This is a genomic window from Paraburkholderia sp. GV068, from assembly GCF_003058125.1.
Classification (GTDB): Bacteria; Pseudomonadota; Gammaproteobacteria; order Burkholderiales; family Burkholderiaceae; genus Paraburkholderia; species Paraburkholderia graminis.
In genome coordinates this window covers 360,311-379,923 of the sequence record NZ_QBUB01000003.1, presented here as the reverse complement: position 1 = coordinate 379,923, position 19,613 = coordinate 360,311, and the positions used below count along the sequence as shown (strand labels likewise).

The window sequence follows — 19,613 nt, the reverse complement described above, 5'->3', positions numbered from 1 at the left end:
CACCACAGGACGAATCATCTGCGTCGGAACCCCACCGACGCAGCTGCACCTCAAAGCGCCGCAGGCATCTTCCCAACCCTCGCATCGCGAAGATAAAGGAAGGACGAAAGCCCAACAGCCGCTGCCGCCGCAATAGCCGCAAACAGAAACACCGACCCGTATCCAAACTCGCCGGCAATGTATCCGGCCAACGGACCGGTAATGCCGAGCGACAAGTCGAGAAACACCGAATAAGCCGACAAAGCCGCGCCCCGGCTTGCGGGCGGCACGAGCCCGACGGCTTCGACGCCAAGCGCCGGAAAAACCAGCGCGAATCCGAACCCCGTCAGCGCCGCGCCCGCCAGCGCCACATGCGGCTCGGGTGCGAGCCACAGCATCAGCAAGCCGGCACACTCGAACGAAAACGAAGCAATCGCAACGCGGAATCCGCCATAGGTTTTAATCGTGTTGGCAAACAGCAGGCGCGCGCCGATGAAGAGCGTGCCGAATACCGTCAGCGACAACGCCGCGTTCGGCCACTGCTTCGCCGCATAGAACAACGTGATAAACGTCGCGATCGATCCAAAACCGGCCGAGCCGAGCGCGAGGCCGATGCCGTGCGGCAGCACGCGCGTGAATACGCTTCGGTACGACATGCGCTCGCCATGCACGAGGGGCACCGGCGCGATCGAGCGCGCAAGATAGAAGCCGAGCGCCGCCAGCAGCATTACGAGAATGCCGAGCGCCGCGAAGCCGACCGTCCGCTCAATCGCCACGCCGAGCGGCGCGCCGACGGCGAGCGCGCCATACGTGGCAATGCCGTTCCATGAGATGACCCGCGCATTGTTGCTCGTGCCCACGCGGCCGATCCCCCAGAGAATCGCGCCGGTGCCGCACAGGCTCTCGCCGAATCCGAGCACGAGCCGGCTGCAGACGAGCAGCGCGAGACTCGCCACCGGCCAGCGTCCGCACAACACGGCCAGCAGCAACAGAACGCCGCTCGCGCCACATCCGAGCAAGCCGATCGACACCGTGCGCTTCGGCCCGAGCGTGTCGGCGGAACGGCCGGCGAGCGGCCGCGACGCCAGCGTCGCCAGGTATTGCACGCTGATCGCCGCGCCCGCGAGCACGGCGCTGTAGCCAAGGTCGTCGTGGACGTAGCCCGGCAGCACGGCGAGCGGAATGCCGATCGTCAGGTAGCAAAGAAACGTGAAAAAGACGACCGGAATGATCTGGAGGGTCGTCGCCAGTTCGCTGCGAGGTGTGGCTGAATCGGTGGACATGGGGAAAACGAGACTTGAAAACGGCGGGAAGGCGTGATTTTCCCATGGAACCGATCCTCGTGCAGCGTTTGCTTAATAATGATCGGACGAAAGCGGGCGTGAAACGCCGCGAAAATGCCGCTTACGTCGCATGAAACGCTCCGTTCGCCGAGCAACACGACCGCGGGGAAACACAAACACTGTCCGAAATGCAGCGTCAGCACGGAAAACACCTCAATCCGGCCACCCCAACATAAGCCAACTGCCCGCCAAACTCATCTCAATATCGCTTTGCGAATATGTCCCGCATGCGATTGCCGCTATGGGTTCTATTTATTGACGGTGATAGTTTTCGAACCATCCCCGCGGCGCTGGCAGCCGCACACGAGATTCGAGAACATCGAGAGCACGAGACATGACTGAGCCGATTCGCTTCTACCACCGCAACGCGATCCGCGAGATCACGGACGCGCCCGTCACCCGCACCGTCTTGCAGTATCTGCGCGAGGACGCGCATTGCACGGGCACCAAGGAAGGCTGCGCCGAAGGCGATTGCGGCGCCTGCACGGTCGTGATCGGTGAGCGCAACGAAGCGGGCGGCGTCGACTTCAAGACGGTCAACGCCTGCATCCAGTTCATGCCGACGCTCGACGGCAAGGCGCTCTTCACCGTCGAAGACCTGCGCCAGCCTGACGGCTCGCTGCATCCGGTGCAGGAGACGATGGTCGAATGCCACGGCTCGCAGTGCGGTTTCTGCACGCCGGGCTTTGTCATGTCGATGTGGTCGCTGTATGAAAAGCACGGTCACGAACATAGCTGCGCGAACCGGACTGTGCCGTCGCGCGAAACGATCAGCAATGCGCTGACGGGCAATCTGTGCCGCTGCACCGGCTATCGTCCGATCGTCGATGCAGCCGTGCGCATGTTCGAAGCGCCCGCGCCCAAGGCGCCGGTCAACGTCGACGCCTTGGCGCGCTCGCTCGCCACACTGCAACGCGACGACACCTTCCACTACGAACACGCCGGTCAGCGCTTTCACGCGCCGCGCACCGTCGAAGCGCTCGCGCAGATCAAAGAGGCCGAGCCGGCCGCGCGCATTCTCGCGGGCAGCACGGACATCGGCTTGTGGGTCACCAAGCAGATGCGCGAGCTCGGCAATGTGGTCTACGTGGGGCAGATCGCCGAATTGCAGAAGCTCGAAACGCGCGGCGAGTGGATCGAAATAGGCGCGGGCGTGACCGTCGAAAAAGCCTATGCGGAGATCGCCAGGCAGTACCCCGAACTGACGGAGATGTGGCAACGCTTCGCGTCGCTGCCGATCCGCAACGCAGGCACGCTCGGCGGCAATATCGCCAACGGCTCGCCGATTGGCGACTCCATGCCCGGCCTCATCGCGTTGGGCGCGCGCGTGATTGTGCGCGGCGGTGCGATCGAACGCGAAATGCCGCTCGAAGATTTGTACCTCGCTTATCAGAAGAAGGATATGGCCGAGCACGAGTTCGTCGTGAGCGTGAAGGTGCCGACTCGCACCGGCGTGCGCGAGAAGCTGCAATTTCGCACGTACAAGCTGTCGAAGCGCTTCGACTCGGACATCTCGGCCGTGTGCGCGGCGTTCTCGTTCATCGCGGACGGCAAGCTGATTCGCGAGCCGCGCATCGCATTCGGCGGCATGGCCGCAACGCCGAAGCGCGCGGCGCATGCCGAAGCCGTGCTGCGCGATGCCGAATGGCACGAAGCGACGGCACAGGCCGCGATGCTCGCGCTCGGCAACGACTACGCGCCGCTCTCCGACATGCGCGCGACCAGCAACTATCGTCTGGAAGCCGCGAAAAACACCTTGTATCGTTTCTGGCTCGAAACGCGTCCGCATAATCCGCTGCCGAAAAGCGCGCTCGACGTGCGCGCCGTCGAGGCGGCCTGCGCGCCTGCCGGCGTCGACGTTGACGTTGACATCGGCGGGCAGCTTAACGCCGCCGCAAGCGCCTGACGCGCGCGATCCACGAGCAACACGGAGAACACAACAATGAATCAGCATGCCGAACCATTCCTGAAAGACGCTCAGGCACTCGACGACTTCACGCAGGTCCACGTATCGCGTCCGCATGAATCGGCGCATCTGCACGTGAGTGGCCGCGCCACCTACACCGACGACATTCCCACGGTCGCGGGCACGCTGCACGCGGCGCTCGGGCTGTCGGCCAAAGCGCATGCGAAGATCGTGTCGATGTCGCTCGACAAAGTGCGCGCGACGCCCGGCGTCGTCGCCGTCTTCACGGCCGACGACATTCCCGGCGCGAACGATGTCGCGCCGATCGTCCACGGCGACGATCCGATTCTCGCTGATGGCATCGTGCAATACGTCGGTCAGCCGGTCTTCATCGTGGTCGCGACGTCGCACGAAATCGCGCGGCTCGCCGCACGCCGCGCCGAGATCGTCTATGAGGAACTGCCCGCGATCCTCACTGCGCAGCAGGCGCGCGCCGCCAATCAATACGTGTTGCCGCCGATGAAGCTCGCGCGCGGCGAAGCGGGAACGAAGATCGCGCGAGCCGCGCATCGAGAGGCCGGCGAAATGCTGCTCGGCGGCCAGGAACAGTTTTATCTCGAAGGCCAGATTTCCTACGCGGTGCCCAAGGACGACGATGGCATGCACGTCTACTGTTCGACGCAGCATCCGACGGAAATGCAGCATCTCGTCGCGCATGCGTTGGGCGTTGCATCGCATAACGTGCTGATCGAATGCCGGCGCATGGGCGGTGGGTTCGGCGGCAAGGAATCGCAGTCGGGTCTGTTCGCGTGCTGCGCGGCGCTCGCCGCCTGGAAGCTATTGTGCCCGGTCAAGCTGCGCCCCGATCGCGACGACGACATGATGGTCACCGGCAAGCGCCATGACTTCCACTACACGTATGAAGTCGGCTACGACGACAAGGGCGTGATCGAAGGCGTCGCCGTCGATATGACTTCGCGCTGCGGTTTTTCAGCGGATTTGTCCGGCCCCGTGATGACGCGCGCGCTGTGTCACTTCGACAACGCGTACTGGCTTTCGGACGTCGCCATCGACGGCTTTTGCGGCAAGACCAACACGCAATCGAACACCGCGTTTCGCGGCTTCGGCGGTCCGCAAGGCGCGTTCGCGATCGAATACATTCTGGACAACGTCGCGCGCTCCATCGGCGAAGATTCACTCGACGTGCGCCGCCGCAATCTGTATGGCAAGACCGAGCGCAATCAGACGCCGTATGGCCAGGTCGTCGAAGACAACGTGATTCACGAACTGATCGACGAACTCGAAGCGACGAGCCAATACCGCGCGCGCCGCGCGGCCATCGACGAATTCAACGCAAACAATGAGGTGCTCAAAAAAGGCCTCGCGCTCACGCCGGTCAAGTTCGGCATTGCGTTCAACGTCACGCATTTCAACCAGGCCGGCGCGCTCGTGCATATTTATACCGATGGTTCGGTGCTCGTGAACCACGGCGGCACCGAAATGGGCCAGGGCTTGAACACGAAGGTCGCGCAGGTCGTCGCGCATGAACTCGGCGTCGGCTTCAATCGCATTCGCGTGACCGCGACCGATACGAGCAAGGTCGCGAATACATCGGCGACGGCGGCATCGACCGGTTCCGATCTGAACGGCAAAGCCGCGCAGGACGCGGCGCGTCAACTGCGCGAGCGCCTCGCCGCGTTCGCCGCCGAGCGTTTTGGCGCGGGCGAGGTGAAGGCTTCGGACGTGCGCTTCGCGCATGATCGCGTGATCGTCGGCGAGGCGGTCTTGCCGTTCGAAGAAGTGATCGCGAAGGCGTACCTCGCGCGAATCCAGTTGTGGTCCGACGGTTTTTACGCGACGCCGAAGCTCTACTGGGATCAGGCCAAGCTGCAAGGCCGGCCGTTCTATTACTACTCGTACGGTGCGGCCGTATCGGAAGTCGTGATCGACACCCTGACCGGCGAAATGCGCGTGCTGCGCGCGGACGCGCTGCATGACGTGGGCGCGTCGTTGAACCCGGCGCTCGACATCGGCCAGGTGGAAGGCGCGTTCATTCAGGGCATGGGCTGGCTCACCACCGAAGAGCTGTGGTGGAACGCAGGCGGCAAGCTGATGACGCACGCGCCGTCCACGTACAAGATTCCGACCGTCAACGATACGCCGCCGGTCTTCAACGTGCGCCTCTTCAAGAACCGCAACGCGGAGGACAGCATTCATCGTTCGAAGGCAACCGGCGAGCCGCCGTTGCTGCTGCCGTTTTCCGTGTTCTTTGCGATTCGCGACGCGGTGTCGGCGGTCGGCGATCACAAGGTGAATCCGCCGCTGAACGCGCCCGCGACGAGCGAGGAGATCCTCAAGGCAATCGGTGCGGTGCGGGCGGCCACGTCCGCGGCGCGCCGCTAACAGAGAAGAGGGATGAGCGCGATGAAAGACTGCTCTTCCATTCAGATCGGGCGGCGCAGCGCGGTGGAAGCACCGCGCGCGGCGCCGATGCACATCGTGCTGTTCGGCGCAGGACACGTGGGTCATGCGCTGATCGAGTTGCTCGGCAATCTGCCGTGCGTGGTTCAGTGGGTCGACGAGCGCGACGAACTCTTTCCCGACGAAACGCCCGCGAACGTGCAGATCGAAGCTACCGACACGCCCGATGCGATCGTCGACGCCGCGCCGCCCGGCGCCTGGTTTCTCGTGATGACGCATAACCATGCGCTCGATTTTTCGCTCGCCGAACGCATCATGCGGCGGACCGACTTTTCTTACTTCGGCATGATCGGTTCGAAGACGAAGCGCGTGAGGTTCGAGCGGCGTTTGCTGGAGCGTGGCGTGGAGCTTGAACGGCTTGAGCAGATGACGTGTCCGATCGGCGTGCCCGGCATCGTCGATAAGGCGCCTGCGATGATCGCCGTCGCGGTGTGCGCGGAGTTGCTGCAGGTTCGCGCGCGGCGGGCTGCTGCGTGTGCTTCAATGCAAACGGAGGCGGAATACAAGCGGCCTCTCAGCGTCTAAGCGATAAACGTCCAACGCGCCCGGACAGCCTTAAACGCATCGAGCGCGTGAGTCCATCACGCCACAACTCACCGCGCCCGCCTCGCCCCCCGCGCTTTCTGCGCGACCAGCCCATCCGACACCCCGGACATCAACGCACGCAGCCAGCCGAGATCACTCGGGCGATCCGGCTGCGGATGCCACATCTGATAACACTTGATACGCGGAAACGGAATCGGCGCCTCGACCACCGCGAGCGGCAGAATGCTCGCATAGTGGGTCGCGAAACGACGCGTCGTCGTGAAGATGAGATCCGATTGCAGCAGCGTCTGCGGCACGAGGCCGAAGTAGGGCAGCGTGGCGACGATGCGCCGCTCGGCTTTCGCGCGCGCGAAACCCGTGTCGATCGCGCCGCCGCGCGCGCCGCTATACGGCGTCGGCGCGAGATGCGGCGCGGCGAGATAGGCTTCGCGCGTGAGCGGCGCGCGCGTCAGCGGATGATCCGCGCGCATCATGCACACGACAGTGTCCGAGAACAGATCGCTGCGCTCGAAACGCGGATCGGGCTTCGGCCAGTTGCCGATCACGAGATCGAGCTCGCCGGCATCGAGCGCGGCGGAATGATCGAGCATCGGATTCAGCGAATCGATTTCGAGCCGCGCATGCGGCGCCGCCTCGCGAAACTGCGCGATCACGGTCGGCATGAAGAAGTCGTTCAGATAATCGGGCGCGGCCACGCGAAACGTGCGGCGCGAGCGGCCCGGATCGAAATCGCCGTGCGGCGTGGCCACGAAATCGACTTCGCGCAGCACGCGTTGCGCCGACGCCAGCAGCGATTCGCCGTATTCGGTCGGCACCATGCCCGACTTGCCGCGTACGAGGATCGGGTCGTTCAGCGTCTCGCGCAGCTTGCGCAGCGCCGTGCTGATCGCGGGCTGAGTCTGATTGAGCCGCAGCGCGGCTTGCGTGACGCTGCGCTCGACAAGCAGCGTGCGCAGCACGCGCACGAGCCAGATGTCGAGGGAGGCGGCGGTGTCGTCCATGGTAGAAGCCAAGCGAAGGCGAGCGGGCGTTGTGCCCCGGTGCCCGAAAGTCAGCCGCGCGCAGGCCCGGCAACACGCGGGTCATGCATCGCGCAAAGGTTATAACCTTAGGCCCGATTGCACCGCGGCGGCCATAGCGGCCACGGTATGACCGGCATCAGCCCCGCAAGCGCGGCCACCGAGCGTCATGCCGCGCTTGCGGCCACCACGCGTCACGCCGCGTGCTCCGCGTTCAAAGGTCCGCGAGACCCGAGGGCAACGCGCTGATCCGCTTGACTTCGCTCGATTCCAGCCAGTTCGGCGTGCGCGCGCAGTACAGCACCATCGGCAGCGCGTCCTCGCCCCAGAACAACTGGTCGTTCAGACGAAAGGTCGGCACGCCGTAGACGCCGAGCCCGATTGCATCCGCCGTATTGCGCCGCAACTGGGCTTGCACTTCCTCGCTCTTGATGAGCTCCGGACCATCGGGCATGCCGACGCGCTCGCACAGTTCGGCGAACGCCTCGTCGGTCGAAGGATCGCGGCCCTCGCGCCAGATGAAGCGGAAGATTTCGCGCACGCACACCACGTCCGCCTGCGCGGCAGTGGCGAGCAACAGCGGCTTCATCGAGTCGAACGGATGGGCCGGCGGCATCTTGTAGGGAATGCCGAGCTGTTCCGCGCGAAAGAGGGCGTGCCGGTACATGAAGGTGCGCTTGGCCGGCACGCTGTACGCCGGCCGCTGCCCCCAATGGCGATACAGGTCGTTCAGCACCACGGGCGTGAAGGCGAAGTCGAAGCCCGGCCATTTGTCGTGTTGCTCGAGCAGCAGGTACGTGAACGGCGAGACGAAATCGTAGAACCACAGCGGCTGCGCGGCGTCGATGCCAACGGTCATATATGTCTCCCGGATTGCCTGTCCGACAGATCGGCGGATGCGTCTGCTAGATCGTCGGAATTGTAATGATCTTACGCGGTGCCGCAGCGGCTTGCACCGTCAATCTGGTTTGCGGCGCTCGTCGGCGCGGGTTTCGCCGATCTCGGCGGCTTCATTCGGCGCGGCGGGCGCGGCGTCGGTTTCGGCGGGTTTGCCGGGCTGGTCCGCGCTGTCCGCCTGGTCGGTGCCGTCTGCTTCGATGGCCGCAGCTTCCGCTTCCTCGGCTTCGTCGTCCGCGGTATCGAACGCTTCCGACATCTCGCGCCGGCCATCGCGGCTCTGCGTGAGCCTTGCCCGCACGAAGCCGATATGCTCGCGCAGCACATAGAACTGGTCGGCATAGGCGAGCGGCATCTTCAGACCGTTCACCGAATCCTCGATCGCGTCGAGCCGTTGCAGCAGCGACGCCCGCTCGGCCGCCGAATGATCGCTGAGCGCGCTGCGCTCAATCGCGATCAGCGCGCCGTACCAGCGATAGATGCGCGACTTCACGCGCCACGCATACAGCGACGGCACGAGCCGCAGCGCCGGAATCAGCAGCACGATAAGCGGCACGACCACCACCAGCAGACGGTCGGCGAGGCTCGCGAGCCAGAACGGCAACACCCGGTACAGGAAGCCCTTGCCCGACTTGTAGTAGCGCGCGGCGTCGTCGCTGATCGGGAAGTCGTGGGCGAGCGGCGCGGGGAATTCACCGGCGCGCTGCATGATGTTCGCCTTGCCGTGCACCTCGCGCGCGGCGTCGATCAGAAGGTCCGACAGCGCCGGATGCAGCGAGTCGCGCGCCACCAGTTCGGCGGTCGGCGCGACCATGTGAATCGGCGCGGACGGCAGATTCTTGCCGAGGTCGAACGCGCCCATCGGCAATTCCAGCTGCGTCAGATACGGGAAGCGCCGTGTGTACGCGTCGGCCTGGACGAAATCGTAGAACTGCACATTCGGCGTACGGTAAAGCTTGCCCATGACCGCGGGCTGCGCGGAATCGCCGGCCAGAAAAGCCGCATCCACCTTGCCGGAGACGAGCGCCTGCGCGGCGTCGTCGCCCGAAAGCGGCAGCAGCTTCGTCGTGCCGCCGGGCTCGATGCCGTTCGCCTTGAGGAGCGCGAGCGCCAGTTGTCGCGTGCCGCTGCCCTCGGCGCCGACCGCGAGGCGCTGGCCCTTGAATTCGGCGAGCCGCGCAACCGTCGGGCCGTGATAGAAGATCGCGAGCGGCACATACGACACGCTGCCAAGCGATATCAGCCCGTTGCTCGCCGCGCCGGGCGCCATGCCGTCCTGCACGAAGCCGACGTCGACGTCCGAGTTCGGGTCGGACAGCCGCTTGAGGTTTTGCAGCGATCCTTCGGAGGGCAGCACCTTCAACGTGATGCGGTTGCGCGCCAGAATCTCCTTGTACTTCTGCGCGGCGTTCCAGAAGGTGCTGCCTTCGGGACCGGCGCTGATGGTCAGCGTGCTGGGCGGCGCGGGCTGGATCAGGCGCACGGCGACCCAGATCGCGGCCACGGCGATCAGGAAGATCGGTCCGAACGAGACCGCGAGGTCGCGCCATGAGATCGCGACAAAACGCGCGACGAGGCGGGGAGGGCGTAGGCGGCCGGGGACTGGCTTCATCGGATGACGGGGACGGCGACTGTCGAAGGTGAACTGAAATGCGGCGCTGCGCGTGGCGCCGATGGTACCTGAGATTGCCGCGGCGGCGGAATGCGCGGCGTCGGCGCGCGCCGAGAAAGCCGTAACAAAAGGTGACTGCGGGTGACTGCGGGGTGACTGCGCCCGCCGGTGAATCGCCACTGACCCGCATCGCGTATGACTAAACCCTTTGCGCTTCTGGCCCGGCTAGATTAAATTGTGCATCGCTGCCGCGAACACACGTCTCGCGCGGCGCGACCCGGCACGACAGACAAGAACCGGGCGCGTCGGCGGATCTCGCGGCTTGCCGGTTTCCGTACCGCATCGCATGCACGTCAGTATCGTCAGCGCGTGCGGTATAGGCAGCCGGTCTCTCTTTGTGCCTCTCGCATCTCGTGTCGCCGCCCATAGCCGGCCATTGCCTCGCCGCGCGCATTGTCGCGCCTCGGCCAGGGCCGCAGGTAGTCGTAACGAAGCCGCTTATTCAAGCGGTCCAATATGAAGCTAAGGAGAGAAGAAATATGAAATCGGTCGGTTTTCTGAAGACGCTGGGCTCGGTGGTGGCAATGGTGGTGGCATGCAACGTCTATGCTCAGGCAAGCGATGCAACGGCAACCGGCACGACAGCCGCCCCCGCCGCCAGCGCGAAGGCGAGCAAGAAGGCCAATAGCCAGCTCGGCCGCAAGGTGCGCGCCGCGATCTCGAAGACGCAAGGCGTCGACGTGTCGAACATCTCCGTGCGTGCTCGCGGCGGCGCGGTGACGCTGACGGGTTCGGTGCCCGACCAAGGCCAGATCGACGCGGCCGGCGAGGCAGCGAAGGGCGTCGCGGGCGTGACGTCGGTGTCGAACAAGCTGTCGGTGATGCAGCAGTAAGCGTGACGAGCGGGCGCATCGGTCAGCCCGCCATGACGGCGCGCTGACCGGCTGCGTGAGTGGGCGAGATAGCGCCGGAAGCCGCTCTTTACACGGCTCTTTACACGGCTCTTTACACGGCTCTTTATTCGGCTCTCAGCGCGGCTCCCGACGCAATGCGCCGTTCGATGCATGCGAAAAAGCTCCGGCAATCCTGCCGGAGCTTTTTTTCGTCACGCGATTACGCGCGATCATTCGCAAGCAGCGACGATGGCGTCGCCGCAGCTCGATGCGGTGCGGCGCTGCGCCGTCGTCCGACTGTGCGCAATGACACATTTGGGACGCTGCCCAAAGCGTACTGTGTGCATGGAGAACCGGAGTCATCGCCATGCAAACCACGCTCCTGCGCTATACCGATCTGCCCATCACCGACCGCGCCGCTTTCGAACTGGTCTGCGCGCGGCACGGCTTCGCGCCCGCGCATTTCGACGTCAGCGTTCACGCCGATCCGGCCGATCCCGCCCAGGGACGCCTCGTCACCGTGCGGCGCGGCGGCTGGGCGCAATCCTATTACGACCGTCAGGGTCAATGGGTCAGACAGTTCGAGGCCGATCTCACCTGCCGCTTCTTCAGATGATTCGCGTCACGGCGGCGGGCACCCTCAGCACCACCCCCAGCGCCGCTCTCAGGCCAGCACGAGACGCACGCCGACCAGCGTGAGCGTGGCGGCGAGCAGATTGCGCAGCAGCGCATCGGGTGCGCGCGCGGACAGCATGCTGCCGATCGCGATGCCCGGCAGCGAGCCGACCAGCAGCGACAGCAGCATCGACCAGTCGACGGAACCGAGCAGCCAATGGCCCGCTCCCGCGAGCAGCGTGAGCGGCACCGCATGCGCGATGTCCGAGCCGACGATGCGCATGGTCGGCAGCAGCGGATAAAGCAGCAGCAACACGGTCACGCCGATCGCCCCCGCGCCCACCGAAGTCAGCGACACCAGCACGCCAAGCACCGCGCCCGTCAGCATGGTGAGCACAAGCGTGCGCCCCTGGCTCGGCGTGCGGCGGCGGTGCGCGCCCAGCGCGGCGAGTTGCGGGCGGAACACGAGCGCGACCGCGGTCACGAGCAGCGCGGCGCCGAGGACAAGCTGGATCAGCCGGCTCGCGCCCGGCGTGTCCATCCCGTAGCGGTGCAACAGCAGCAGCGTGATGGTCGCGGCGGGCACGCTGCCGGCCGCGAGCCGCAGCGTCACCTGCCAGTCGACGGAACCCTTCAGGCCGTGGACCAGCGTGCCCGTCGCCTTGGTGGCGGCCGCGTACAGGAGGTCGGTGCCGACGGCCGTCGCCGGATGCACGTTGAAGAGCAGCACCAGAATCGGCGTCATCAGCGAGCCGCCGCCCACGCCCGTCAGTCCGACCAGAAAGCCGACGAACAGGCCGGACGCGGAGTACAGCAGATCGATATGCGGAAGAGCCATTGAAGAGACCGCGGGCGGTCGGTGGATTGACGGTTAGGGCACGGGCGGCGCGCGTGCCTCGACCGCCGACGCGGGTCGGCAAACTGGAAAGAAGGCGGCGCCCGGCGCGGCGAAAGCCGCTATTGTCGCAAAACTGACGCCGGAGCGTACGGAATGCGCGGAAGCGGGCGTGCCGCGAGGGTTGTGAGCGGCGCGCCGCTCAGAGCGCGCGGCGAATTTCGACGACGCCGAACGCCGCCAGCATGATGCCGACGAACCGGTCGATCGCGAGCCGCAGCTTGCTGCCGATCGCATGCCGCGCGAGCGACACCGCGGTCACGAGGAAACACCACCACGCGATCGAGCCGCAGAACACGCCGCCGACGGTCGTCAGCGCGATCGTCGATGAAAATGCGCCGCGCGGCGCGAGTGTCGTGAACAGCGCGGCGAACATGATGACCGTTTGCGGGTTCGTCAGCGTGAGCAGCAGCGAGCTTGCGTAGGCACGCAACGCGCCGGCGCGGCCCACTTGCGCGAGCTTGCCGTTGCTGTTGCCGTCTGGTTCGCCGTTGGCCGTGTCTGCCGGCGCTTTTTGCAGCAGCGTGCGCACGCCGAGATACAGCAGGAACAAGCCGGCGAGCAGATGCAGCGGCCGGTCATAAGCCAGCATGAACTGCGAGATGCTGACGAGGCCGAGCGCGGCGATCAGGCCATACAACGCGTCGCCCGTTGCAATGCCGAGGCCAATGGCAAGCCCCGCCCGCGGACCGCCGGTCAACGTGCGGCGAATGCAGAGCATGCCCATCGGGCCGACCGGCGCGGCAATCGCGAGGCCGACGCCGGCGGCGGTGAAGAAGAGGCTGGTCATCGACATGGCGGGTTCCGGTGGTTGTTGTTCGGATAGCGTGGGGCGAGCGATGTGTGTCTAAAAGCTGCAACCCGCCGCCTCCCACGACCATCGCCCAGCATAGCCACAGCGCATCCCGCGAGCAAGCTTCCACTCCCCACAATGTCACTAACCGTGAATACCCTGGCCTCGCACGGCTGCCGCTTCTCCTCGGGCATAATTTTCCGCACTCAAATCCTTGGAGCCGATGCCCATGTGGCAGATCGATCAGGTGACGTTGCGCTTGTTCATCGCCGTGTGCGAGGAAGGCACCATCGCGCGCGCCGCGGAGCGCGAGTTCATTGTGCCTTCGGCGGTCAGCAAGCGGCTCGCCGATCTCGAAGCGCTCGTCGACGTCGCGCTGCTTTCGCGCAGTCAGCGCGGCGTGCGCGCGACGGCCGCCGGCGAGGCGCTGTTGCGGCACGCGCGGCTCATCATGCGCGGCCATGAACGCATGCAGGCCGAACTCAGCCAGTACGCAGCCGGCGCGCGCGGGCACGTGCGCGTGCTGGCGAACGTGTCGTCGATGGTGGAGTTTCTGCCCGAGGCCTTGTCCGAATTCCTGAAGGCCAATCCGCAGATTCGCGTGGATGTCGAAGAGCGCGTGAGCGCGGAGATCGTGCGCGGTCTCGAGGAAGGCGTTGCCGATCTCGGCATTTGCCGCGACGTCGTGTCGATGGGCAGTCTTGACGCGCTGCCGTACCGTGCCGACCATCTCGCGCTGATCGTGCCGCGCGGTCATCCTCTCGCCGCCGAGGCCAACGTCGACTTCGAGCAAACGCTCGCCTTCGATCATCTCGGGCTCTCGTCGAATGCATCGGTCAATGCGCTGATGCAGCGGATCGCGGCCGAGAAAGGGCGCGAGTTGAACTACCGCACGTACGTGTCGACCTTCGACGCCGCGTATCGCTTCATCCAGGCCGGCCTCGCGGTGGCGATCCTGCCAGGCGAAGCGCTGCCGCGCCATGCCGCGGACGAATACGGCATCGTCGCCGTGCCGTTGCGCGACGCATGGGCCGAGCGGCGCTTCGTGATCTGCGTGCGCGACCGCGGCGCGCTGACGCTTGCCGCGTCGCATCTGCTGGAGCATTTGCTGCGCGCGGTTTAGGGTGTTGCGCCGCGGTTGCGCTAACTACTCACGCTCCACGCACGCGCCGCCCCTTCTGAAAAGCCCTTAAGGGTTTCCCCTCTGCGACGCCGCACGGCCGTCCCGCTTGCTTCGCCGGCCATCGTCAACGGCGATGGAGTGCTTCGTCAACGCAGACTTTGCTACGCGCACGCGCGCAGGCACGCTGTGATCCGTGCTTCATTTCCCCGCATTTCTCCGCAGGAATTCAACCCATGAGCGACATGAGCGACATGAGCGATACGAAGGAACGCGTCGTCATAACCGAAGTCGGCATGCGCGACGGTCTGCAAAGCATCGCGCGAACCATGCCCACCGAATTCAAGCGCCGCTGGATCGATGCCGCGTATGCCGCCGGCGTGCGGTACATGGAAGTGGCGTCGTTCGTGCCGGCGAAACTGTTGCCGCAGATGGCCGACGCCGACGAAGTCATCGCTCACGCACTCGGCTACCGCGATCTGATCGTGACCGCGCTCGTGCCCAATCTGAAGGGCGCGCAACGCGCACTCGAAGCGGGCGTCCATCGGATCGTCGCGCCGATTTCGGTGAGCACCGCGCACAGCCTCGCGAACGTGCGCAAGACGCCCGCCGAAATGATCGATGCGTTTGCAACCATGCGCGACGCGATCGACAGCGCGCAAGGCGCAGGCACGCGGCGTGTGCAACTGATCGCCGGTTTGTCGACGGTATTCGGCTGCACGCTGCAAGGCGCGGTGCCTTACGCGGACATCGCGGCGATCGCACGCGACGCCGTCAACGCAGGCGCCGATGTGATCGCGCTCGGCGATACCACCGGCGAAGCCACGCCGCGTCAGGTCGGCGAGATCATCGAACTCGTGCGCGGCGTCGCGGGCGACAAGCTGCGCTCGCTGCATTTCCACGACACGCGCGGCCTCGGCCTCGCGAATACGCTGATCGCGCTGCAACACGGCATCCGCGAATTCGACGCGTCGCTCGCCGGCCTCGGCGGCTGCCCGCATGCGCCTGGCGCGACGGGCAACGTCAACACCGAAGACCTCGTGTTCATGCTCGACAGCATGGGCTATGAAACGAGCATCGACCTTGCCCGCCTGATCGCGTCGCGCGACGTGCTCGCCGATGCCTTGCCGGGCGAGCCGCTCTACGGCTACCTCGCGCGCGCCGGTGTGCCGAAGCAGTTCGCGATCTCCCAACCCAGCCAATCTTCAACCTCTTCGCGCTCGCAGGTGCCGCAATGAACGCCTCTTCTTTTACCGACAATTCCGCCGCCGACGCGCCGCAACGCGCGTTGCCGCTCGCCGGCATTCGCGTGATCGAGCTTTCGCATATGGTGATGGGTCCGACGTGCGGGATGATCCTCGGCGATCTCGGCGCCGAAGTCATCAAGGTCGAGCCGCCGCGCGGCGACGGCACGCGGCGCCTGCTCGGCACCGGCGCGGGTTTTTTCCGCACCTTCAATCGCAACAAGAAGAGCGTCGCGCTCGACCTCGATAGCGAGGCGGGACTTGCCGCGCTGCATGAGCTCGTCGATACCGCCGATGTGTTCGTCGAAAACTTCAAGCCGGGCCGCATGGCGAGCCTCGGTCTCGACTACGCGTCGCTGCGCGAGCGCAACCCGAAGCTCATCTACGTTTCGCACAAGGGCTTTCTCAACGGGCCTTATGAGCACCGGCTCGCGCTCGACGAAGTCGTGCAGATGATGGCCGGCCTCGCGTATATGACGGGCCCCGTGGGCCGTCCGCTGCGCGCGGGCAGTTCGGTCAACGACATCATGGGCGGCATGTTCGGCGCGATCGGCGTGCTGGCCGCGCTGCACGAACGGCATGTGAGCGGACGCGGCAAGGAAGTGCAGAGCGCGCTCTTCGAGAACTGCGTGCTGCTGTCCGCGCAGCACATGCAGCAGTACGCGGCCACCGGCGTGGCGCCTGCGCCGATGCCCGAGCGCATCAGCGCATGGGCCGTCTATGACGTGTTCACGCTGGCCGGCGACCAGCAGATGTTCATCGCCGCAACGGGCGACGGTCAATGGCGCGCGTTGTGCGGGATTCTCGGCCGCGCGGATCTGCTCGCCGACCCCCGTCTCGCAACCAACAACGATCGGGTGCTCGCGCGCTCATGGCTGTTGCAGACGCTCGGCGAAACGCTGAAGCAATTCGACGGCGCGGCGCTCGTGCCGCTGTTCGAACGCGACCATATTCCGTTCGCGTCGATCGTGAAGCCCGAAGAACTGTTCGACGATCCGCATCTGAACGAAAGCGGCGGCCTCGCGCGTCTCACGCTCGACGACGGCAGCGAAACCGCGATGCCGCTGCTGCCCATTTCAATCGACGGTGAGCGTTTGCAGCCGCGTCAGCCGATCGCGAAGATCGGCGAGCACACGGCTGAGGTGCTGCGCGAACTCGGTTATGACGACGCGCGGATCGCCTCGTTGACGAGCGGTTCAAATCAGACGCCGCGCGAAGCCGCATAGCGGGTTTCTTGTCGCGCACGCGGTCAACCAAGGCTTAACCGGCAACAGACCGGCATTCAAGGAGACAGACGATGAAGTCGTCGAATCAAACAGTGTATGCAACAGCGCTCGGCGATGCCGGCGCGCTCGGCTTGCCTTCGGGCGCCGGCGCAGCGGCGGGCGGCCGTGCCGAAGAAATCGCCTTGGGCGGCGCGCGCATTTCGGCGCGGCTCGACCGCCTGCCGGCCACGCGTTCCATCTGGAAGCTGGTGATGTTGCTGAGCCTCGGGCTCTTCTTCGAACTATACGACCTCATGTTCTCCGGCTACATCGCGCCGGGCCTCGTGAAGAGCGGCATTCTCACCGCGACGACGCATGGTCTGTTTGGCACGAGCGGTGTCGCGAGCTTTATCGCCGCATTGTTCGCGGGGCTTTTCATCGGCACGGCGGCTTGCGGTTTTCTTGCTGATCGCTTCGGGCGGCGCGCGATCTTTACGTGGTCGCTGCTGTGGTACACGGCGGCGAACATCGTCATGGCGTTTCAGGACACGGCGCTCGGGCTGAACGTGTGGCGTTTCATCGCGGGCATCGGCATCGGCGTGGAGATCGTGACGATCGGCACGTACATCTCCGAACTGGTGCCGAAGCATGTGCGCGGCCGCGCGTCCGCGTGCTCGCAGGCCGTGGGTTTTTGCGCGGTGCCGATCGTCGCGTTTCTCTCGTATCTGCTGGTGCCGCATCGATATTTCGGTCTCGACGGCTGGCGTCTCGTCGTATTGACCGGCGTGGTCGGCGCGATCGTCGTCTGGTGGATTCGCCTCGGTTTGCCGGAGAGTCCGCGCTGGCTCGCGCAAAAAGGCCGCCTCGACGAAGCGGACGCGATCATGACGCGGCTCGAGGCGCGAGTCGAACGCGAGTATGGACGTGCACTGCCGGAGCCTGCATTGCCCGAGCCGGTGCGGGCGCGCGCTGCGTTCCGCGATCTGCTCGTGCCGCCGTATCGCAAGCGCACGCTGATGCTGATCATCTTTCACGTCTTCCAGACGATGGGCTATTACGGCTTTGCGAACTGGATTCCGACCTTGCTGATCAAGCAGGGCATCACGGTGACGACGAGCCTGATGTACGCGAGCATCATCGCCGTGGCCGCGCCGCTCGGACCTCTGCTCGGCTTGCTGATCGCGGACCGCTTCGAGCGCAAGACGGTGATCATCTGCATGGCCGCGGTCAACGTCGTGTGCGGGCTGCTGTTCAGCCAGGCGCGCGAAACGGTGCTGCTCGTGAGTCTCGGCGTGTGTCTCGTGCTGGCCGGCAACATCATTTCCTACAGTTATCACGCGTATCAGGCCGAACTCTTTCCCACCAGCATTCGCGCACGCGCGGTCGGTTTCGTCTATTCGTGGAGCCGGATTTCGGCGATGTTCTCCGCATTCGTGATCGCCGGATGCCTGAGAGAGTTTGGAGTGAATGGCGTGTTCGCATTCATTTCGAGTGCGATGGTGATCGTGATGCTCGCTATCGGCACACTCGGGCCGAAGACGCGCGACGTCGCACTGGAGGACATCTCGAAGTAGCGCACTGGGCGCGAGAACAAACGTGCTCGCGCTTCAATAATCTTTCCGGCAATGTGCGGTAGCGCACGTTGATTGCCGCCACGAGTTCGCGGCGCCGCGCGGTCGTTCGGATCGCAACGGCAGCGGCGGCGGATTTGCGTCCGGAATGGGCGATACCGCGCATTTCACAGCGGAAGAAGTCTTGGCCTTGGCGCAAATTTGCAGGATGTTGGGTGTAACGTTTTCTGGCGACGGTTGCCGGTGCATCGGCAAGTCGCGGGTTTCGGAGACGACGCGCGTCACGAATGCGCGCCACATACTAACTATCGGATGAGAGCGTCGAGTGGGCCGTTTTTGGTCACGTGCGCGGATCATCTCGCCGCTGTGAAGCGGGCGGTCATCAGAGAGATAAATCGTGAGGATTCTTCAACTGGTTCACGCACCACGATTGTCGGGGGCAGAAGTACTCGTCAAAGGGCTTGCAATTCATCATCAGCGTGCCGGGCATGAAGTCTGTATGACTTCGCTGCTGCCGCAGCAGGACGATTTCGCCGACATTCGCGCGGAACTCAACGCGGCCGGCGTGATGTGCCGCTTTCCGCAAGTGCGTCATGGACGCGCGGGCAAGCTGGTGCACCTGTATCGCGTAGTGCGCGAGTTTCGGCCGGATTTCATCATTGCGCATGCGACGCTTGCGGCGCTCTATGTGCGTTTGTTGCCGGTGCATACGCCTATCGCATGGGTAATGCACTCGGGCGTCAACGACTTCGAGAACGGCGCGCTCAAACGCGCGGAACGATTGCTGTCGCGCCGGGCAAGCGCGATCATCGGCGTCTCGCAGCAGAATCTCGACGACTATATGCGCGAGATCGGCAGACATCCGTCGATGGTTGTGATTCCTAATGGAGTGGACGCGTCGCAATTCGCCGCGCCGGACGCCACGCCTGCGCATGACAGCGCGGTGCCGCCGAAGCAGATCGTGCAGCTCGGCCGGTACATCGAAGCAAAGAGTCAACTCCACACCGTTCGCGCGTTCGAGCGCGTCTTGCAGGTGGAGCCCGAAGCGCGTCTGCTGCTTTGCGGCGTGGTCGAAGAACTCGACTATCACCGCGCGGTGGTGTCGCTAGTCAGAGAGCTTGGACTCGAGAGCAAAGTGACCGTATGCGGACCGCGCTCGGACGTCGCCGCGGTGTTGCGTTCGTCGCGCGTGTTCGCGATGCCCTCGCGTTTCGAAGCGCAGAGCATTGGCTTTCTCGAGGCGCTGGCGTCCGGCATTCCGGTCGTCGCGAACCGGATTCCTTCGTTCGGCTTTGCGAGCAGCCTGCCCGGCGTGAGCCTCGTCGATACGACGGATGTCGAAGCGTACGGCCATGCGCTCGCTAACGCGCTGAATACGCCGCGCGCGCACCGGCAGCTCGCCGGTTATACGTTGCATGACACGGCGGATCGCTACATGTCGATCGTGCGCAAGTTCGCCGAGCCTTTGCGCATGTCTGCCTGACACGATCGACC

The 19,613-nt window shown here is 65.0% G+C and carries 16 protein-coding genes; 10 read left to right on the top strand and 6 right to left on the bottom strand.

The genetic code is table 11. From position 1 onward, the window contains the following. Positions 1 to 50: 50 nt before the first annotated feature. Entirely contained in the window at positions 51 to 1,262 is a 1,212-nt protein-coding gene (locus tag C8K18_RS09255) for an MFS transporter (RefSeq protein ID WP_053857565.1), read from the bottom strand. 394 nt (positions 1,263 to 1,656) lie between these two features. On the opposite strand from C8K18_RS09255, the gene xdhA reads away from it, so the two are divergent. From xdhA to xdhC, 3 genes are read left to right on the top strand one after another with little or no spacing between them, the layout of a single operon-like run. Continuing rightward, positions 1,657 to 3,228, top strand: a complete 1,572-nt coding sequence (gene xdhA / locus C8K18_RS09250; RefSeq protein ID WP_107707291.1) for a xanthine dehydrogenase small subunit — start codon at positions 1,657 to 1,659, stop codon at positions 3,226 to 3,228. Between the two features lie 36 nt (positions 3,229 to 3,264). Beyond that, the gene (gene xdhB, locus C8K18_RS09245; protein WP_107707290.1) at positions 3,265 to 5,631 is read left to right on the top strand and encodes a xanthine dehydrogenase molybdopterin binding subunit; all 2,367 of its coding nucleotides are present in this window, start codon (positions 3,265 to 3,267) and stop codon (positions 5,629 to 5,631) included. Between the two features lie 21 nt (positions 5,632 to 5,652). After that, positions 5,653 to 6,234 (top strand): xanthine dehydrogenase accessory protein XdhC, encoded by a 582-nt coding sequence (xdhC, locus tag C8K18_RS09240; protein ID WP_107707373.1) that lies wholly within the window; start codon positions 5,653 to 5,655, stop codon positions 6,232 to 6,234. 68 nt (positions 6,235 to 6,302) lie between these two features. Here the strand turns inward: xdhC and C8K18_RS09235 are convergent, their stop codons facing one another. The 3 genes from C8K18_RS09235 to C8K18_RS09225 all read right to left on the bottom strand — a co-directional run bounded on the left by C8K18_RS09235 (position 6,303) and on the right by C8K18_RS09225 (position 9,783). After that, positions 6,303 to 7,256, bottom strand: coding sequence for a LysR substrate-binding domain-containing protein (locus tag C8K18_RS09235; protein ID WP_107707289.1), 954 nt, complete (start codon positions 7,254 to 7,256; stop codon positions 6,303 to 6,305). Positions 7,257 to 7,488: 232 nt separating this feature from the next. Continuing rightward, entirely contained in the window at positions 7,489 to 8,133 is a 645-nt protein-coding gene (locus C8K18_RS09230; protein WP_053857569.1) for a 2-hydroxychromene-2-carboxylate isomerase, read from the bottom strand. A 99-nt stretch (positions 8,134 to 8,232) separates the two neighbouring features. After that, the gene (locus tag C8K18_RS09225; protein WP_107707372.1) at positions 8,233 to 9,783 is read right to left on the bottom strand and encodes a TAXI family TRAP transporter solute-binding subunit; all 1,551 of its coding nucleotides are present in this window, start codon (positions 9,781 to 9,783) and stop codon (positions 8,233 to 8,235) included. Positions 9,784 to 10,322: 539 nt separating this feature from the next. Here C8K18_RS09225 and C8K18_RS09215 point away from each other — a divergent pair. Together C8K18_RS09215 and C8K18_RS09210 are read left to right on the top strand one after the other, a co-directional pair. Next, on the top strand, positions 10,323 to 10,676 hold the full coding sequence (locus tag C8K18_RS09215; RefSeq protein WP_006047823.1) for a BON domain-containing protein: 354 nt from the start codon (positions 10,323 to 10,325) through the stop codon (positions 10,674 to 10,676). Between the two features lie 367 nt (positions 10,677 to 11,043). Continuing rightward, positions 11,044 to 11,292 (top strand): hypothetical protein, encoded by a 249-nt coding sequence (locus C8K18_RS09210; RefSeq protein WP_006047822.1) that lies wholly within the window; start codon positions 11,044 to 11,046, stop codon positions 11,290 to 11,292. 48 nt (positions 11,293 to 11,340) lie between these two features. Here C8K18_RS09210 and C8K18_RS09205 read toward each other — a convergent pair whose 3' ends face one another. Next, entirely contained in the window at positions 11,341 to 12,129 is a 789-nt protein-coding gene (locus C8K18_RS09205; protein WP_006047821.1) for a sulfite exporter TauE/SafE family protein, read from the bottom strand. A gap of 199 nt (positions 12,130 to 12,328) precedes the next feature. Further along, positions 12,329 to 12,982, bottom strand: coding sequence for a LysE family translocator (locus tag C8K18_RS09200; RefSeq protein WP_107707287.1), 654 nt, complete (start codon positions 12,980 to 12,982; stop codon positions 12,329 to 12,331). Positions 12,983 to 13,208: 226 nt separating this feature from the next. On the opposite strand from C8K18_RS09200, the gene C8K18_RS09195 reads away from it, so the two are divergent. The 5 genes from C8K18_RS09195 to C8K18_RS09175 all read left to right on the top strand — a co-directional run bounded on the left by C8K18_RS09195 (position 13,209) and on the right by C8K18_RS09175 (position 19,602). Next, on the top strand, positions 13,209 to 14,102 hold the full coding sequence (locus C8K18_RS09195; RefSeq protein WP_107707286.1) for a LysR family transcriptional regulator: 894 nt from the start codon (positions 13,209 to 13,211) through the stop codon (positions 14,100 to 14,102). A gap of 251 nt (positions 14,103 to 14,353) precedes the next feature. Further along, positions 14,354 to 15,337 carry a hydroxymethylglutaryl-CoA lyase gene (locus C8K18_RS09190; RefSeq protein ID WP_107707371.1) on the top strand — a complete coding sequence of 328 codons (984 nt, stop codon included), beginning with the start codon at positions 14,354 to 14,356 and terminating at the stop codon, positions 15,335 to 15,337. Beyond that, positions 15,334 to 16,569, top strand: a complete 1,236-nt coding sequence (locus C8K18_RS09185; protein WP_107707285.1) for a CaiB/BaiF CoA-transferase family protein — start codon at positions 15,334 to 15,336, stop codon at positions 16,567 to 16,569. Before C8K18_RS09190 ends, C8K18_RS09185 begins: the two co-directional genes overlap by 4 nt. Positions 16,570 to 16,640: 71 nt before the next feature. Then, positions 16,641 to 18,122: an MFS transporter gene (locus C8K18_RS09180; protein ID WP_107707284.1), complete on the top strand. Its 1,482-nt coding sequence runs from the start codon at positions 16,641 to 16,643 to the stop codon at positions 18,120 to 18,122. A gap of 394 nt (positions 18,123 to 18,516) precedes the next feature. Beyond that, the gene (locus tag C8K18_RS09175; RefSeq protein WP_029970375.1) at positions 18,517 to 19,602 is read left to right on the top strand and encodes a glycosyltransferase family 4 protein; all 1,086 of its coding nucleotides are present in this window, start codon (positions 18,517 to 18,519) and stop codon (positions 19,600 to 19,602) included. The last annotated feature ends 11 nt before the right edge of the window (positions 19,603 to 19,613 follow it).